Source organism: Acinetobacter sp. UBA6571 (assembly GCF_002434085.1).
Lineage (GTDB): Bacteria > Pseudomonadota > Gammaproteobacteria > Pseudomonadales > Moraxellaceae > Acinetobacter > Acinetobacter radioresistens.
In genome coordinates, this window is record NZ_DJJJ01000001.1 from 81,219 (window position 1) to 98,255 (window position 17,037).

Here is a 17,037-nt window from a genome sequence, read left to right on the forward strand (position 1 = left end):
CAAACTATCTTTTTATATTTTTAAACTGTTAATCAGCCAGACAGATATTCAAGATACCATCAAGCTCATCAAGCGAATGATAATGGATCACCAGTTTTCCTTTACCTTGCTTGTTGTAATCAATTTTGACATCTGCACTGAAACGTTCAGAAAGCCGCTGGGTGAGCTGCTCAAGATCAGCTGACATTGACGTTTTATTTTTTTCCTGTTTTGGTGTGTTCCACTCACGCACCAGTTGCTCGGTCTGACGGACTGAAAGACTTTTTTCAATAACGGTATCAGCAGCTTTTAGCTGATCTTTAGATTTTAAGGTCAGGATTGCACGCGCATGTCCCATATCCAGCAAACCTTGTTGCATAAAGTCTTTTACTGGCTCAGCCAGGCTCAGCAAACGCAACAGGTTACTTACGGTAGTACGGGCCTTGCCTACTGTTTCGGCTATTTCCTGATGGCTTAAACCGAATTCATCATGAAAACGCTGTAATGCTATTGCTTGGTCAATTGGATTCAGATCCTGGCGCTGAATATTTTCAATCAAGGCAAGCGCAATTGCTACCTGGTCATTTAAGTCACGAACAATTGCCGGTACTTCAGTCAGCCCCGCCAGCTGCGCTGCACGCCAGCGGCGTTCTCCTGCAATAATTTCATAGGGACGCTTTTCATCATCAACTGGGCGTATAACAATCGGCTGCATCACCCCATGCTTCTCAATTGAAGCGGCCAGCTCCTGCAGATCTTTTTCCTCAATAAAACGGCGCGGCTGGTATTCACCCCGCTTAAGCAGATGCACATCAATCTGTTTAAGCTGTCCGTGATCCAGTGATTGAGCTTCTAGCTGCAACTTCTCTTTTTGAATCGAACCCAGTAAGGCATCTAAACCACGGCCTTTGGCCAATCCGCGCTTTTTGGTGGTCATGCATTACTTCCTTTTTTTAGCTTGGTCTTTTTAAGAATTTCGGCTGCAAGATTCAAATAAGCTACTGCACCTTTAGAACTTTTCTCAAAATAAATGATAGGCAAACCATGCGCTGGTGCTTCAGCCAGTCGAACATTACGTGGAATAACCGTCTCGTAGAGTTTTTTGCCAAAATACTGTTCCAGTTCAGCCGAAACATCACGGGTCAGGGCATTTCGGGCATCATACATGGTACGCAATACACCCACAATTTGCAGGTCAGGATTAAGCGCCTGCTGAATACGGTCAATTGTCTGCGTGAGATCTGCCAGTCCCTCAAGCGCGTAATACTCACACTGCATCGGAATGACTACACCCTGCACTGCAGCAAGCGCATTAACGGTGATCAAGCTCAGACTAGGTGCACAATCAACAATGATATAATCATAAGACTTTTCAATATCTTTTAAAGCTTCCCGCAAAATATATTCACGGCCTGGCTGTTCAGCGATCGCCAGCTCTACCCCAGCAAGGTCACGATTGGCCCCAAGAACTTTATAACCTACTTCTGCTTTGGTAATTGCCGTTTCAATGGGTACTTCACCCAGCAGTACATCTGTAACTGAATAAAGCAGATCATTTTTCTGCACGCCAGAACCCATCGTCGCATTGCCCTGTGAATCCATGTCTATCAGCAATACACGTTTTTTTAATACTGCAAGAGAAGCTGCCAGGTTGACGGCAGTTGTGGTTTTTCCTACGCCACCTTTCTGGTTTGCAATCGCAATAATCTGAGCCATGCTAACCCCAATCCTAAAAATCTTTTAAATACGTTTTAATAAAAGCAGATGCCGCTGTTCATCCAGACGTGGAACTTGCAGTTCAATAATCTGGCAAGAAAAGTTTTCTGCAAGAGTAGCGACTTCCTCATGTGGAACTAACCCTTTCATAGAGGCAATCACACTTCCGCCATGCATATAAGGTTCTGAAGCCAACACAAAATCTGTCAGTGACGCAAATGCACGGCTGGTGATCACATCAAACTGGCCAAGCTCATGAATACTTTCTTCATTTTCTACACGGGTTTGTACTGCAATCACATTTTTTAGTTTCAGGTCAGCAATAAACTGTTTGAGAAAACGGATTTTTTTGCCATTTGAATCCAGCAATACACATTCACGTTCTGGCTGACACAAGGCAATAATCATGCCTGGCATGCCACCTCCGGTACCAATATCCAGCAGACGTCCAGACGGCAGATCTTTCAAGATGCTTAAACTGTCCAGTAAATGTTTTACCAGCATTTCTTTCGGGTCACGGATTGCTGTCAGATTATAGGCTTTATTCCAGAGTACCAGTGCATCCTGATACTGCAACAACAGACCTAAAGTCTCATCATTCAAGCTTAGCCCCAAGGCCTGACTGCCCTGTTTTAACTCTTGGAAAAACGGATGCATAAACAAGCAACATCTCAAAAAAATTAAGTGAAGTATACCGATTTCTAGTTCATGACACAGTATCTAATGACTAGTGATTATGCATTTGGTCATACAAGCCCTGCTGAATTTGCTGATCTAGAGCATTCAAACGCTCTGGTGTACCCACATCGACCCAGACTCCCTGCATTTTTTCAGCACTCACCTGTTGCTGTTGCATAGCTTCTTTTAATAGCGGGGCAAGTGGACGCTTTCCAGGTTCCAGCCCAACAAACAGCTCTGGCGAAAGAACAGCAATACCACTATAAGTCAGTGCCTCACCAGATTTCGCCTGTGCAAAAGTATAGGCATGTCCCTGAGATAATATAAAATCACCCTGAGGATGCTGAGGCGGATTGTCAACCAGTACCAAATGTGCAAGATGTCCAGTTAACTCAGTCTGCAGCAAAGGCGCAAAATCCATCGTAGTCCAGACATCACCATTGACCAGAATAAATGGCTCACGACCCAGCAGAGGTAAAGCATTGATAATTCCACCAGCCGTTTCCAGTCCTTCATCCTCATGTGACCAGAGGATATTGACTCCAAAGGCTGAACCGTCACCTAGAGCATCAACGAGCTTTTCGCCCAGCCATGCCGTATTGATGACAATATCACGAACACCGATACGCTGTAATTTCTCAAGATGCCAGACTATAAGTGGCTTCCCACCAACTTCCAGTAAAGGCTTGGGCGTGGTCAGTGTGAGTGGCCGCATCCGGTTACCCAGTCCCGCTGCCAGAATCATTGCTTTCATCAGGCAGCCACCTCATATATTCCGTATTTTTGGGTAAAAGCAGGCATCACACGCTGACGTATAAATTCCGCAAACGCTTCAAGTTCAGTATAGCCCTGACTTTCTTCTAACAGATACCACATCACACGAGGGAGATCTTTTAAGTAACCCGCCTTACCATCACGCTCAAACAGACGCACAAAAATACCTAGTATTTTAATGTGCCGTTGAATTGCCATGAAGTCAGCATCACGCTTAAAGTCTTCAAAGGTACGGTTCAGTTTTGTGCTGGCCGGCAAAAGCTCATAAAATGTCTTGAACCATTGATATACACGCTCTGGTTGCCACTGTACATAAGCATCACGGGTAATGGAGACCAGGTCATAAGTATCTGCACCAATTACCGCATCCTGAAAGTCGATAATCCCTAGCTCTTGCCCATCTTCAAGTTTCATCAAGTTACGGCTATGAAAATCACGATGTACGATCACCTGTGGCTGACTTAAAGCAGCTTTAGATAAAAATTTAAATGTCTGATCAATAATTTTCTGTTCTTGCGGAGAGGGTACAATACTTAAGGCAGGCAGCATCCAGTCTGTCAGCAACTGCATTTCAGACAGTAATTTCTCCTGAGAATAAAGCGAAAACTGGCCTTTTCCGTCAATTGATTGCAGCTGTACCAGTTGCTTGAAACTCTGCAAATAATATTGATCTACAGTCTCTTCATTTAGCAGGGTAGAAAGCAGTACATCACCAAAATCTTCCAGCAGTAAAAATCCCTGTTCCAGATTTTTTGCAATAATCTGCGGCACCCGCACTCCATGAGCAGCAAAAAATTCATCTATATGAACAAATGGAGCACAGTCTTCTTTTTCTGGCGGCGCATCCATGAGCATATAACTTTTATTCTGATATTTTATACGTGCATAGCGGCGAAAGCTGGCATCACCTGCTAAAAAATTAAGCTCAAACTCATCCGAGTTCAGTACAGTTGTAATCCATGTTTGTATCAATTGTTCACGTTGTGTATTCATTTGCAATAAAATCTAAAACAGGCTGAGTTTTTTAAAGGATTAAGTGTAGCTAGTTCTGCACTTTTTCTCTATGATGCCACAATAATTAATTGCGAAAAGCATACTTGGTTAATGAGACAAATGAAGCATAAGTTTAAATTTAATCCTTTAGCGACTGCTATTTTGACCCTTTTATGTGGTAGCTCCATATCAAGTTATGCAGAGCAGTCAGAACCCTTTTCAACAGTAAGCAATAACCAGCTCAAAGAAAGCATTAATGAAGCTTACCCAGGGCAACAGTTTTTTGAACAATATTATGTTGACAAAAGTGCACCTGAGGCACAACTAAGAAATACTCAGGCCTTAAGTTCTGCATTTTGTCAGGGCACATGGATTACACCAGTTAGTCCGGACAATAACGCACCTGATCCAGACAAGGTCACCTCTGTGATTACTGCTGATTATGGCTATTACAATCCGCAAGGTGATTCGACACTTGAAGGTAATGTGGTAATTGATCAAGAGGGGCGCAGCATCCGTGCAGACAAAGTCACTCTTGACCAGACACGAACCTATGCGAATGCACAAGGTCGGGTACAACTGGCTCAAGGTGGGCTGCTAGCACAAAGTGACCAGATTAACTATAACCTCAAAACACAGACGGGCGACCTGAACAATAGTTTTTATATTGCAGAGCAACAGCATGCTCATGGTCATGCAGAGAAAATTGAACGAACCTCCCCTACAGTTGCAATACTCAGTAATGCCAGTTATACCACCTGCCCGCCAGGTGAAGCACCAGCCTGGAGGCTGCAGGCTGACCGGATCGAGCTTAATCAGGAGACCGGGCGCGGGGTAACAACCGGAACAAAATTATATGTAAAAAATACACCTGTGCTGGCTGTGCCCTACTTCAATTTCCCAATTGATGACCGGCGTACAACCGGTATTTTAAACCCCCAGTTCGGTTTCTCAAATGATGGTGGACTAGAGCTCTCTGTCCCGGTATATCTCAATCTTGCACCAAATTATGATGCGACCATTATACCACGCTATCTTGCTGATCGTGGCCCTATGGCTGAGGGAGAGTTCCGCTATTTAACTGAAAACTTTGGTGAGGGGCGTGTTTGGGGAGGTTATCTTCCTTCTGATAAAGAATATAACGATGAAGACCGTAAAGAATTCCATTTTTTACATGACTGGGTCATTAACCCGTATTGGTCAACCAATCTTGAATATAATTATGTCTCTGATAAAGACTATTTCGCCGACCTGGATTCAAGTCCAAACAGCAAAACAGATCTGAACCAGCGCCGCGCCTGGGTAATTAACTATCGTAATCAGATTCCAGGCTTGAAAGCTCAACTTAAGGTCGAAGACTTTCAGACACTGGATAAAGACATTAAGGATGAAGATCGGCCGTACGCTCGACTTCCTCAATTCCTGCTGAATTACGTCGGGGGAAATCCTCAGGGCCTACAGTATGAATTCAACAATGATACCGGCTATTTTAAAAAATCAATTAATGATGATTCAGATGTTCTGGAAAGTAGTGGTACCCGTATCTATAATCAATTTGCGGTTCGTTACAACTACCGCAATCCATGGTCTTTTGTAATTCCGGAAGTATCTTTCCGCTCTATTAACACTTTCTATGATCGCGACTCTCGTGAAGACCGGGGTATTGAAGCAGATTCTCTGACAAAAAGTGTAGCAGTACCGCAATTTACACTTGATACCGGCCTATTGTTTGAAAAAGAAGGAACTTTCCTGCAAAGTATTTCTCCGCGCCTTTTCTATGCTTATGCGCCGTATAAAGATCAGAATGATTATCCAAACTTTGATACGACTACAGCCTCTATCAGTTATGACCAGTTGTTCAATCCTTACCGCTTTTATGGACATGACCGCTTAGAAGACAATAATTTTCTTTCTCTGGGCGTAACATACAGCCTGATGGATCAGATAGGTTTGGAAAGACTGCGTGCCAGTGTAGGACAAAGCTACTTCTTTGAAGACCGCAGAGTAACTTTATATAATGAAGATGAGCTGGACCAAGAAAAACGTACAGGTCCCGTACTCAGCCTGAGTAGCCAACTGAACCAGAATTTCACAATTAGCGCCAATTCAGCCTGGATGTCTAATGGTGAAAACTCGCAGCGAGATTTTCAGGTTTACTACACCGGTAATCAGGGCAATCTTTACAATCTTGGCTATTTTTACCGCAAAGATATTCCAAACCGCCAAGACAGCTATGACCAGGTGGTTGCATCGTTTATACAACCTGTTTATAACAATTGGCGTATTATGGGACATGTGCAATATGACATTGATCAGGATGTAGCACGCGAATATCTGCTCGGTGTAAATTATGAATCCTGCTGTTGGGGCGTGTCAGTATATGGCCGCTCTTATTATAATGATCTAGATGACATCAATGAGCCGGGCGTTAAACCGAAACGCGCTGTTATGGCCGAGTTCACCCTCAAGGGATTAGGGGGGCTAAATAATAAACTGGCCTCTTTACTTGAAAGTCGCGTTTTAGGTTTTAGTAAAATTAATCAATCTTGGACACAACGTTAATGAAGACAAAGTATTTTAAACAATTCTTTAAAGCCACTGCGCTTGCCTTAGTCATTTCTTCATCAATGCAAAGCTTTGCACAACCTGTAGATGAGGTTGTTGCGATTGTGGACAATGGTGTCATCTTAAAAAGTGATTTGATACAAGGCGTAGCTGAACTTAAACATCAGCTGGAAACCCAGAAACGTGAAGTTCCTCCACAGGCGTTTCTGGAAAAACAGGCTTTGGACCAGCTGATTTTGCGTCAGGCCCAGCTTGAACAGGTGCGACGCTATAACGTTAAACCTGATGAAAAGAGTTTAAATGAAGCAGTGATGAAGGTTGCCAGTCAGTCCGGCACAAAAACCCTAGAAGCCTTTCAGCAAAAGCTTGATGCTATGGCTCCAGGAACATATGAATCATTACGTAACCGTATTGCTGAAGATTTAGCAATTAATCGTCTTCGCCAGCAACAGGTTATGTCCCGCATCAAAATCAGCGACCAAGATGTAGAGAATTTCCTGAAATCTCCACAAGGTCAGGCGGCACTGGGTAGTCAGGTCCATGTCATTCATGCCCGGATTACTCCCAAAGACAAACAGACTGCTAATGTTGAAAGTATTGCGCAGCAAGTAAAAAATGCATTAAACACAAGCAATGATATTCAGGCTATCAGTAAGCAATATTCAGATGCTAAGGTTCAGGTAGAAGGTGTAGACATGGGCTTTCGCAGCCTAGCAGACATACCTGCCGAACTTGCAGCTCGCGTAAGTGCCTTACCTGTCGGCCAAACTACCGAGCTGATTCCGGCACGTGATGGTGTGCATGTTCTAAAAGTATTAGAACGTAAGACAAGTGAACAAAAAGCATTAGTCCCTCAGTATCAGACCCGTCATATTTTGATTCAGCCATCTGAAGTGGTCAGTCCAGAAAATGCTAAACACATGATTGATAATATTTATAATCGTCTTAAAGCTGGTGAGGATTTCACAGTATTAGCTTCTACTTTTTCAACAGATACTGGATCAGCACGTGACGGTGGTAGTTTGGGCTGGGTAAGCCCTGGTGTAATGGTGCCTGAGTTTGAAGAAAAAATGAAAAGCACTCCTGTCGGCCAGGTTAGTGCTCCTTTCCAGACCCAGTTTGGATGGCATATTTTACAGGTGACAGATACTCGTCAGCAGGATATGACAGAAGAATACCAAGAACGTATGGCTCGCCAAATTCTGGGTGAGCGGCAGTTTGAAACCGAGCTTGATAGCTGGCTACGTGAACTGCGTGCCAATGCTTATGTTGAAATCAAACAACCTAATCTGGACAGTAACTCCTAGTTAAGCTGAAAAAAAGACACTGGTAACAGTGTCTTTTTTAATAACTAAACTTAAAAGTTTTAAGTCAATGTTTGATTAATAAAAAAAGCTCCTTTTTTAAGGAGCTTTTTTTATTACTTATAAATTAACGATTATTGGTATCGTCATCTTGGCTATCTTCAAATTTCGAGTCATTATCGAAGCCTGAAGTCGATTGACCGCCGCCAAAACCGCCTTGACCGCCACCAAAGCCACCGCCCTGACCGCCACCAAAGCCACCACCTTGACCGCCACCAAAGCCACTGCCTTGACCGCCACCAAAGCCGCCAGCTCCTTGAGCCCCTGCAGGTGCACCTGCAGGACGAGGATTACGCGCTGGAACTACTGTAGAAATCGCATGCTTATAAACCATCTGGCTTACAGTATTCTTCAATAAAACAACATACTGGTCAAAAGATTCAATATGACCTTGTAGCTTAATACCGTTAACAAGGAAGATAGAAACAGGAATACGTTCTTTACGGAGAGAATTCAAGAACGGATCTTGTAAAGTTTGACCTTTAGACATTTTATAACTCCAAAAAAATTAAAATCAGCGCAAAAAACTATCTTTATTTTTCAATTAAAAATTATAAAAAAGACAGTAGTTAAATTTTGCTTTATCTATAACAGTTTCGCAAGTCTTGTTGAGCCTGCTTAAGCGTCTCGTAAGTTTTAAATTGGTGTAATTCTTGCAAAGAGCGTAACCAAGTGTATTGACGTTTTGCCAGTTGTCGTGTTGCAAATAAGGTTTTATCCTCCATTTCATGTTTACTTTTAATAGTTTTATCACTTTTTAATAGAAAATCGATTACTTGGCGGTATCCTACACTACGCATTGAGGGCAAGTTTTCATTTAAATCGTATTTTTTAATCAATATCTCTACTTCATTTAAAAATCCGATTTCCCACATTTTTTTTAATCTTTTCTCAATGCGCTCATGCAATTCTAATCGATTAGGTAGTAGGGCATGATTATGAAATGTGTAACGATATGGTAAATTTTTTGGCTGTTCGGCCTGTAGTTTTGTAATAGGCTGGCCAGTGATATAAAAAACTTCCAGTGCACGAGTTATACGCTGTCTATCACTTACTCTAAATTTTTGTCCCGCTAAAGGATCTACTTCACATAGTTCAGCATAGACTGCTTCCCAGCCTTCGTATTCAGCCTTTTGCTCAATAGTTTTACGGATAGCCTGATCTGCATTTGGTAGATTAGTTGAAAGACCTTCAAGTAAAGCTTTAAAGTAGAGCATAGTTCCACCTACCAGTATAGGTGTTTTTTCTCTGGCGTGTATATCATCAATGAGCGGACAGACGTCTTCCACAAACTGTGCAGCTGAATATACTTCTAGTGGGCTAATAATATCGATCAGATGATGCGGATAAAGAACCTGCTCTTCCTTGGTAGGTTTGGCTGTACCAATATCCATATCTTTATAAATTAGTGCCGAGTCAACAGATATCAGTTCAAATCCGCCCTGTTCATACAGCTCACATGCCAGCGCCGTCTTACCGCTTGCCGTTGGGCCCATTAAATTGATGACGGGTAGTACGCTAGACATGTACAACTACTCTCCTCGAGCAAATAATTTATCTAATTGAGTTAAAGGAAACGCACGCCAAGTTGGACGGCCATGATTACACTGGCTGGCAAATTCAGTTTGTTCCATTTGACGAAGTAATGCATTCATTTCAGAGAGACTAAGTTGCCGATGTGCACGTACTGCTCCATGGCACGCCATACCAGCCAGAATCTGGTCACGTTTTTGCGTAAGACCGCGCGCTTCATCACTTGGGTCAAGATCATTTAAAAGTTCAGGTATTAGTGTAGTGAAGTCGGCTTTTTGTAAAATAGCAGGAACACCTCTTACTATCACCTGCTCATCTCCATACTGGTCTATATCCAGCCCCAAACGTTCCAGTTGTGGTTTCAACTCTTCAATACGTGCTGCCTGCATACGCGTAATTGAAACAACTTTAGGAATGAGTAATTGCTGTGCTATCCAGAACTCAGATTTATCCCAGGCAGACTTCATTTGCTGTAGCAAAATCCGCTCATGGGCTGCATGCATATCAACAATAATCAAACCTTCAGTATTTTGCGCCAAAATATAAATACCATGCAGTTGAGCAATTGCAATTCCTAATGGAAACTCATCTACATGAGTCGATACTACCGATGCAGCCGGAATAACAGGCGCTTGAGTACTCTCTTCCCTTAATGGTGACAGATAACTCCTTAAGGCGTTATTTAACTGCTGAGAGCCGGCATAAGGCCGCTGGGGTGCATATTGTACAGTACGCGGTGCACTCGCCTTAAATTCGGTCAGTAATTCGGTAGATACTTCAGTTTGGGGAGTTGCTATGCCCAGAGCTGAAGCCTTGGGCTGTGTCGGACGATGTAACTGAAACTGTTCCTGGTGACGCGGCTGCGGGTTAAAAGAACCAGTCGTGGTATGTATAACTGATTCAGCTTTCATTGCCTGGGCAAGGTCAGCAGTTGCAGTTTGGAACTGTGATAAGGTTTCTTTTGCATAGTGCCGCACAAATTCGTGAACTTCACGTTGATTTAGAAAACGGATTTCATGTTTTGTAGGATGAACATTCACGTCGACATTTTCTGGGTCGACTTCCAGAAACAATAAGTATCCTGCATGCTGATGGCCATGCAAAATACCATCATACGCCATACGTAATGCATGTGAGATGGTTTTATCTTTTACAATTCTTCCGTTTACATAGACATACTGCAAGTCTGCCTGAGGACGCGCATCAGATGGATGACCAAGCCAACCCGAAAGATGCATGTTAATACTTTGCGCATCAATCCAATAAGCATTTTCAGTAAATGAGCGACCCAGCAACTGCTGGACACGTTGAGAGCGCAGCTCTCCACTATCAGCAATTGGCAGGTTTAAACGGATACTGTCATTATGTTCAAGAACGAAACGCACATCAAAATGCGTAAGCGCCATGCGACGGACGATTTCCTCAATATGCCCGAACTCGGTGGTCGGTTTTTTCAAAAACTTCCGACGGGCAGGCACATTAAAAAACAAGTCCTGTACACGAATGTGCGTCCCTTTTTGTGCTGCGACTGCCTGAATCTCCTGGTGATCAAAAGCAGTACCATTAACTTCAACCTGATAGCCAATACCTGAGTCATCTTGACTACTGCATAAACTCAAGCGTGATACCGCAGCAATTGAAGCCAAGGCTTCACCCCGAAACCCCAAGCTGGCTATTGCATATAAGTCTTCAGCAGACTGGATTTTACTGGTTGCATGTCGCATCACTGCCAGTGCAAGATCTTCAGGATGTATTCCACGTCCGTTGTCAATAATTTCAATTAGAGTACTGCCACCTTGGGCGACCCGGATAATCAGCTCGGTAGCACCAGCATCAATCGAGTTTTCTAGTAACTCCTTAACCACAGAAGCAGGCCGCTCAATTACCTCACCTGCAGCAATCTGGTTTGCAAGAGCAGCATCAAGCGTATGAATACGGCGCAAACCGCTTTCATCATGCGACATTCATTTTTTCCCGTAATTTATTAAACAGCTCAGCCGATTCAGTTGAAATACTTACCTGACGTTGCAGGTCATCGTCTGATTTTAAAATATCAATAATGAGGTCAGCTTGCGGAATTTCACTTCCACCTTTGGAAGGCCATTCAAATAAAAACAGCGCATCCGGAATTTCCAGATAATCACGGATCCCCATCAGTTCCAGCTCGTAAGGGTCATGCAGACGATATAAATCAAAATGAAAAACATCACGACCTTGTATCGTATAAGGCTCGACCAAAGTATAGGTAGGACTTTTTACAGCACCCTGATGGCCCAATGCTGTCAAAAAATAACGGCTGAGTGTTGTCTTGCCGGCACCCAAATCTCCGACCAGATATACAACACCTGAATTAAAATGCTGAGCCAGTACCTGAGCCAGCTTTTGTGTATCATCTTCACTATTTAAAGTCAGGCTAAAAGTATACTGCATAAGGCTCACATCATGTTCCAATCTTGCAATTATGATAGCATTGCCCCGCCTTAAAGCCTATGCTGCCCTATACTATATTCATTAATTTTAATCTTGACCGGTCTTTATAAAGATCAGTTCTTATTGTCTATATATTATTGCTCTCATGAATAAACCTTTTAGTACAGTTTTTATACCTCCTATGATCGATGGTGTTAGCGCCAGTAAAGTATTTCTGCCACTAAAATCTCAGGCAAATACCATCTATGAACATTTAACCCAGCAGTTTCCGCATATTAATGCGAATGAATGGATGCAGCGTTTCGAGGACGGGCTGGTTTATACGACACATGGGCAGAAATTAAGGATTGATAGTATTTATGAGGGAAATCAGCATATTTATTACTATCGTTTTCTTTCCAAGGAAACACCTGTGCCATTTGAGCATCACATCTTGCATGAAACAGATGAATTTTTGGTGGTCGATAAACCGCATTTCCTTACGATGAGCCCAACCGGGCAGTATGTACAAGAAACATTATTGGTTCGTTTGAAAAAACAAACCGGAATAGAGACTCTCACCCCTATTCATCGACTCGACCGTGAAACTGCAGGTGTAGTACTTTTTTCAAAACGTCCTGAAACACGTGGTTTATATCAGAAGCTCTTTGCTGAACGTAAGGTAGAAAAGACTTACCATGCCGTGGCGCCTTTTAAGCCCGAGCTTAATTTCCCGATAAACCTAACACTACGTCTCGACAAAGGTGAACCTTTTTATACTATGCAGATAGTGGAGGGAGAGTCTAATACAGAAACATTGATTGATCTTTTAGATGTTCGAGCTCACTGGGCAAAATATCAGTTGAAGCCACGCACAGGCAAACAACATCAGTTACGGGTTCATCTAAATCATCTGGGAATACCTATTCAAAATGACAGTTTTTATCCTATCGTTCAGCACAAATCAGATAACGATTTTACAGCGCCCTTGCAGCTACTAGCTAAAGAAATAACATTTATTGATCCTGTAGATTTAGTTAAAAAAACCTATCAGTCAGGATTTGACCTGCTATTGTAATTTACCTGTAATGACAAAAAAATTATTTACTTGATATAAAGCGTTGAAAATACATTTTGTAGCGTTAAAATACAGCTAAAATTCTTTCTCCTAACTTGGTTATTATTCATGCGGAAAACGGAAGTTTATCAAGTCCGACTTGACTCACAAGAAAAAAAACAGGCTTTTGCAGTTTTTAAGCAATTGGGAATTACACCAGCACAGGCAGTCCGCCTTTTTTTCAAGCAAGTCGTACTGACCAAATCTATTCCTTTCGCAATTGAAAATCCCAGTATTAATATGGAACAGCTGACCAAATTGCGTAAGATGAAAAGTGAGCACGCAACTGCTCCCCTTTCTCCAGCCTATCAACCAGATGATGAGAATGATGCTGACTTATTTGAAGAGCTCAATGCTCTTTTAGGGGAAAGTGACAAAGTCTGATTGTTTTTTCATGCCAAACCTATATACATAAAACCTAGATTCAGCTTTTGGATAGACTTTACTATGGCACCATACGCGACTTTGCCAGTTCAATCTGTGTCTGGTCCAGATAAGTCCATTCTCCTTCGGCAAGCATAGGTAATTCAAGTTCTCCGATTTTACTACGGTGCAATTTTTCGACTTTATTACCTACCGCAGCTAGCATACGTTTTACCTGATGGTAGACACCTTGATGAATCGCCAGACTCAACTGATTAGAACTGGTTTGCTTTATATTGCTTGCTTTAAATATACCATCATTACGAAGCTCTACGCCCTGTTCCAGCAATCGAATCTGTTCTGGCGTAATAGGGTTGGCCGTTATCAACTCATATACTTTTGCCACATGTTTACGTGGATGTGTCAGAGCCTGTAGAAATTGACCATCATCTGTCAACAACAGCAACCCGGTTGTATCCTGATCGAGCCGGCCTACACACTGGATTCCACGATTAAGGAGAGTGGGATCAAATAAATCAAATACACTAAAATGGTATTGGGCCTGATGAGAACATTCATAACCTTGTGGCTTATTTAATGCGATATATACTTTTTCCCGATATTCAAACTCTTCACCATGTACCTTAAAAGTAAAATTTTTCAGGTCAAATTTTGCTTTAGTATCTACACAAATTTCGTGATTTATACTAATTGCTCCACTTTTAATCAGTTGCTGGCAATATTTTCGTGAACCAAAACCTTGAGATTGCAATATTTTTTCCAGCAACATGAGATATTCTCCAAAATAATCGGTTTATTTTAGCTAAGTTCCACCAAGAATGCGCTGATGATTGTTATCTGCTCTCTTGTGGTAAATAAAATAAATAACTTATTATTTTCTTTTTTGATACCTCAAACAATATGAAAAGTAGCAGATCGTAACTATTGGAGAGTGAAGCATATAAGTTAAAATTTTTTATTGAAAATATTGAAATTTAGGCAGAGCTTCCTCTATTTTTAAAATATTTATAGCCTTTTAAACCCGAATCCTGCTTAAGCCGATGATTCCTTAATTTGAATTGTTGGCTTATTTTGATGAGTGAGTTGATATGCACATAGTGAGGCGTAAATTCCACTCAGAAATCCATGAAGACTACGTGCTTTACTCGTCACTAAATTGTATTGCCCCTTCAATAAACTGAATAATGTTTCTATCTTATTGCGTTGTCTTAGGTGATATTCATCTGATGCACAAAGTTGAATAGCCTGCATATTCTTTCGATGATAATTAATTAAATCAATACCTTGATATTTCAATCTAATTTTTAATTCTTGGCTGATGTAACCTCGATCCCCGTAAAGTTTTGCTTCTATACCAGCAACCAATTGCTCAACCATTTTTATGTCAGCAACATGTCCATTCGATAAAGCAGAACAGGCAATTTCACCAAATTGATTCATCGCAATATGTAATTTACAGCCATAAAACCAGCCCATTGAGCTTCTACCACGTGATGCAATTTGGACTAATGATTTATAATGCTGAATACGTTGAGTTTTACAAACTGGCAGAGTTGTTGAATCAATCCATAAATATTGTGTACCTTGGCCTTTCATCAGTGCCACATGTAAAGCGTGTAGGGCTAATTCATGCATATTGATCAGATGAATCATCCTTTGATAGCAAGGCAAGTACTTAAATAAATGGCTTTTATCTTCTTTTAACCAGGTGAAAAAGGCTTTGAAATTATTGAAATGAGAGCATTTGTACCAAATGGCAATAAAGCAGATTTCTGAAATTGTAAGTTGAGCAGTTCTGATTCTTAAGGAACCACGGTTTTGTTTGAGAAACTCCCAATAAGTTGCTTCAAATTTAAGAAAAAAATCATCAATTATGCAGAATAATTCGGTACTATCGAACATCAGGACTAGAGTTGTGAGTTTGGTGTGGTAACTTAACTGATGGCTCTAGTCCTCTTATTTTTCAAGTCAATTTCTTATCCGCGATTCGGGTTTTTAAAGTATTTAGTTAAATACAGCATAGTTGATATTAGCGATCTGTCTTAGTTACTTGCGTTTCTCAAGCATTAACCTGCCCTAGCGCCTTTAAGGAAAGAGAGTACAATGGCAGTCCGTTTCTCCCAACGTTTGACTTGCTTATGATGTCCCAACTTGATGTAAACCTGATGGTTCTTTTGGTTTTGTTGGCTTGTGGTATTTTTAGTCATAATACTGCTGTCACTATTGCAGCCGGGATACTGATTGTTTTCAAAATGACGCCACTAGAGCAGTTTTTCCCCTATCTTCAGCAACATGGTTTAAATATTGGTATTATTATTTTAACTATTGGTGTGCTTACGCCGATCGCTAGCGGTAAAATTCCAGGCGAAAGTATTTTAAAATCTTTTCTAAGTTTGAAATCATTACTGGCAATTGGAATCGGGTTACTGGTAGCGTGGCTCGGTGGACGCGGTGTAAAACTGATGTCTAACCAGCCAGATGTCGTGGCTGGTCTGTTAATTGGAACAGTTGCCGGTGTAGCGGTATTACGTGGCGTACCGGTCGGCCCACTAATTGCAGCAGGCCTGTTATCTATTATTATTGGTACATCTTAAACATGAAGTTAACTTACATATAATAATGTGTACGCTGATGAGAGAATTTCTGCAACTGTTTTAAAAAGCCTGCAAAATAGTCCTTTTCCTTCTCTTCAGTACGATAACCCGCATATAAAGTCCGTCTCAGGCCTTTCTCTCCCGCACATTCCAGACGACGGCTGATGACCCAGCCTTTCTGTTCATATTCATTGACCACCCAGTCTGGTAAAGCTGCTATACCGCGTCCGCTGGCAACCAGCTGAATCAGCATCTGGGTCAGATCGGTAGTACGGATGTGTTTGGGCTGAATATTGGCAGGAATAAACAGTTTTGCCATAATATCCAGCCGATGTTTATCAACCGGATAAGTAATCAAGGTTTCCTCAGCCAGCTGCTGTATCGTAATTTGCTCAACACGGACCAGTGGATGGGTACTGGCAAGCACAAGACGAGATTCATACTCAAAAATTGGAAAATACTCCACCCCTTTTAGAGCAATCGGATCAGCTGTAATTAACAGATCAAACTCGGCAGTTTGCAAAAGTTCATGAGGGTTAGCTTCAAAGCCGGAAGCAAAATCCAGATCTACATCTGGGTACTGATGACGATACTGGTTGAGAAGTGGCATTAGCCAGTCGAAACAGCTATGACATTCTGAAGAAAATATAATACGCCCAGTTTGTCCATGAACAATACGAGTTATATCACTTTGTGCAAGTTGTATCTGTGGCAGAACATCATCTGCCAGTCGTAACAGGCGTTGCCCAACATTAGAAAAAGTTACAGGGCGGCTTCGGCGATTTACTACTTCAGTTCCATACCAGTGATCCAGTTCCTTTAACTGATGAGAAATTGCTGACGGCGTAAGGCATAAATCATTAGCAGCAGCCACCAGCGAACCATGTTCACGTAAAGCCAGTAAAGTTTTTAAGTGACGGATCTCAAGCAT

17 protein-coding genes are annotated in these 17,037 nt (G+C 41.8%); 5 read left to right on the plus strand and 12 right to left on the minus strand.

Annotated features, from left to right (window positions below; translation table 11 throughout):
- Window positions 1-28: 28 nt before the first annotated feature.
- The 5 genes from B3X18_RS00505 to B3X18_RS00525 form a co-directional block, all read right to left on the minus strand.
- Entirely contained in the window at window positions 29-916 is an 888-nt protein-coding gene (locus B3X18_RS00505; protein WP_005014719.1) for a ParB/RepB/Spo0J family partition protein, read from the minus strand.
- Window positions 913-1,695: a ParA family protein gene (locus tag B3X18_RS00510; protein ID WP_005014724.1), complete on the minus strand. Its 783-nt coding sequence runs from the start codon at window positions 1,693-1,695 to the stop codon at window positions 913-915. The genes B3X18_RS00505 and B3X18_RS00510 overlap by 4 nt, the downstream gene beginning before the upstream one ends.
- A 24-nt stretch (window positions 1,696-1,719) precedes the next feature.
- Window positions 1,720-2,352, minus strand: a complete 633-nt coding sequence (rsmG, locus tag B3X18_RS00515) for a 16S rRNA (guanine(527)-N(7))-methyltransferase RsmG (RefSeq protein WP_005014727.1) — start codon at window positions 2,350-2,352, stop codon at window positions 1,720-1,722.
- A gap of 70 nt (window positions 2,353-2,422) precedes the next feature.
- A complete protein-coding gene (murU, locus tag B3X18_RS00520; protein WP_005014729.1) occupies window positions 2,423-3,127 on the minus strand; it encodes an N-acetylmuramate alpha-1-phosphate uridylyltransferase MurU in 705 nt (234 codons plus the stop codon).
- Window positions 3,127-4,140 carry an aminoglycoside phosphotransferase family protein gene (locus B3X18_RS00525; protein WP_034670054.1) on the minus strand — a complete coding sequence of 338 codons (1,014 nt, stop codon included), beginning with the start codon at window positions 4,138-4,140 and terminating at the stop codon, window positions 3,127-3,129. Before B3X18_RS00525 ends, murU begins: the two co-directional genes overlap by 1 nt.
- Before the next feature lie 120 nt (window positions 4,141-4,260).
- Here B3X18_RS00525 and B3X18_RS00530 point away from each other — a divergent pair, with 120 nt between their 5' ends.
- Together B3X18_RS00530 and B3X18_RS00535 are read left to right on the plus strand one after the other, a co-directional pair.
- Complete coding sequence (locus B3X18_RS00530) at window positions 4,261-6,702, plus strand: LPS-assembly protein LptD (RefSeq protein WP_034688226.1); 2,442 nt, start codon at window positions 4,261-4,263, stop codon at window positions 6,700-6,702.
- A complete protein-coding gene (locus tag B3X18_RS00535) occupies window positions 6,702-8,012 on the plus strand; it encodes a peptidylprolyl isomerase (RefSeq protein WP_005025552.1) in 1,311 nt (436 codons plus the stop codon). Before B3X18_RS00530 ends, B3X18_RS00535 begins: the two co-directional genes overlap by 1 nt.
- Before the next feature lie 124 nt (window positions 8,013-8,136).
- Here B3X18_RS00535 and hfq read toward each other — a convergent pair whose 3' ends face one another.
- The 4 genes from hfq to tsaE form a co-directional block, all read right to left on the minus strand.
- Window positions 8,137-8,559, minus strand: coding sequence for an RNA chaperone Hfq (hfq, locus tag B3X18_RS00540; RefSeq protein ID WP_286934943.1), 423 nt, complete (start codon window positions 8,557-8,559; stop codon window positions 8,137-8,139).
- A gap of 91 nt (window positions 8,560-8,650) precedes the next feature.
- Complete coding sequence (gene miaA / locus B3X18_RS00545; protein ID WP_005025548.1) at window positions 8,651-9,595, minus strand: tRNA (adenosine(37)-N6)-dimethylallyltransferase MiaA; 945 nt, start codon at window positions 9,593-9,595, stop codon at window positions 8,651-8,653.
- Window positions 9,596-9,601: 6 nt separating this feature from the next.
- The gene (mutL, locus tag B3X18_RS00550; protein ID WP_005025546.1) at window positions 9,602-11,566 is read right to left on the minus strand and encodes a DNA mismatch repair endonuclease MutL; all 1,965 of its coding nucleotides are present in this window, start codon (window positions 11,564-11,566) and stop codon (window positions 9,602-9,604) included.
- A complete protein-coding gene (tsaE, locus tag B3X18_RS00555; protein WP_005025544.1) occupies window positions 11,556-12,032 on the minus strand; it encodes a tRNA (adenosine(37)-N6)-threonylcarbamoyltransferase complex ATPase subunit type 1 TsaE in 477 nt (158 codons plus the stop codon). Before tsaE ends, mutL begins: the two co-directional genes overlap by 11 nt.
- A 145-nt stretch (window positions 12,033-12,177) precedes the next feature.
- Between tsaE and B3X18_RS00560 the strand changes: the two genes are divergently transcribed.
- Together B3X18_RS00560 and B3X18_RS00565 are read left to right on the plus strand one after the other, a co-directional pair.
- Window positions 12,178-13,089, plus strand: a complete 912-nt coding sequence (locus tag B3X18_RS00560; RefSeq protein ID WP_005025541.1) for a pseudouridine synthase — start codon at window positions 12,178-12,180, stop codon at window positions 13,087-13,089.
- Between the two features lie 108 nt (window positions 13,090-13,197).
- Entirely contained in the window at window positions 13,198-13,512 is a 315-nt protein-coding gene (locus B3X18_RS00565; protein ID WP_005014739.1) for a type II toxin-antitoxin system RelB/DinJ family antitoxin, read from the plus strand.
- 61 nt (window positions 13,513-13,573) lie between these two features.
- On the opposite strand, the gene B3X18_RS00570 is transcribed toward B3X18_RS00565, so the two are convergent.
- Both B3X18_RS00570 and B3X18_RS00575 read right to left on the minus strand, forming a co-directional pair.
- The gene (locus B3X18_RS00570; protein ID WP_005025539.1) at window positions 13,574-14,281 is read right to left on the minus strand and encodes a pseudouridine synthase; all 708 of its coding nucleotides are present in this window, start codon (window positions 14,279-14,281) and stop codon (window positions 13,574-13,576) included.
- A gap of 263 nt (window positions 14,282-14,544) precedes the next feature.
- Entirely contained in the window at window positions 14,545-15,414 is an 870-nt protein-coding gene (locus tag B3X18_RS00575; RefSeq protein ID WP_034670058.1) for an IS982 family transposase, read from the minus strand.
- A 236-nt stretch (window positions 15,415-15,650) separates the two neighbouring features.
- On the opposite strand from B3X18_RS00575, the gene B3X18_RS00580 reads away from it, so the two are divergent.
- Window positions 15,651-16,106 carry a DUF441 domain-containing protein gene (locus tag B3X18_RS00580; RefSeq protein ID WP_005014743.1) on the plus strand — a complete coding sequence of 152 codons (456 nt, stop codon included), beginning with the start codon at window positions 15,651-15,653 and terminating at the stop codon, window positions 16,104-16,106.
- 13 nt (window positions 16,107-16,119) lie between these two features.
- Here the strand turns inward: B3X18_RS00580 and B3X18_RS00585 are convergent, their stop codons facing one another.
- Window positions 16,120-17,037: a LysR family transcriptional regulator gene (locus tag B3X18_RS00585; RefSeq protein ID WP_005025533.1), complete on the minus strand. Its 918-nt coding sequence runs from the start codon at window positions 17,035-17,037 to the stop codon at window positions 16,120-16,122.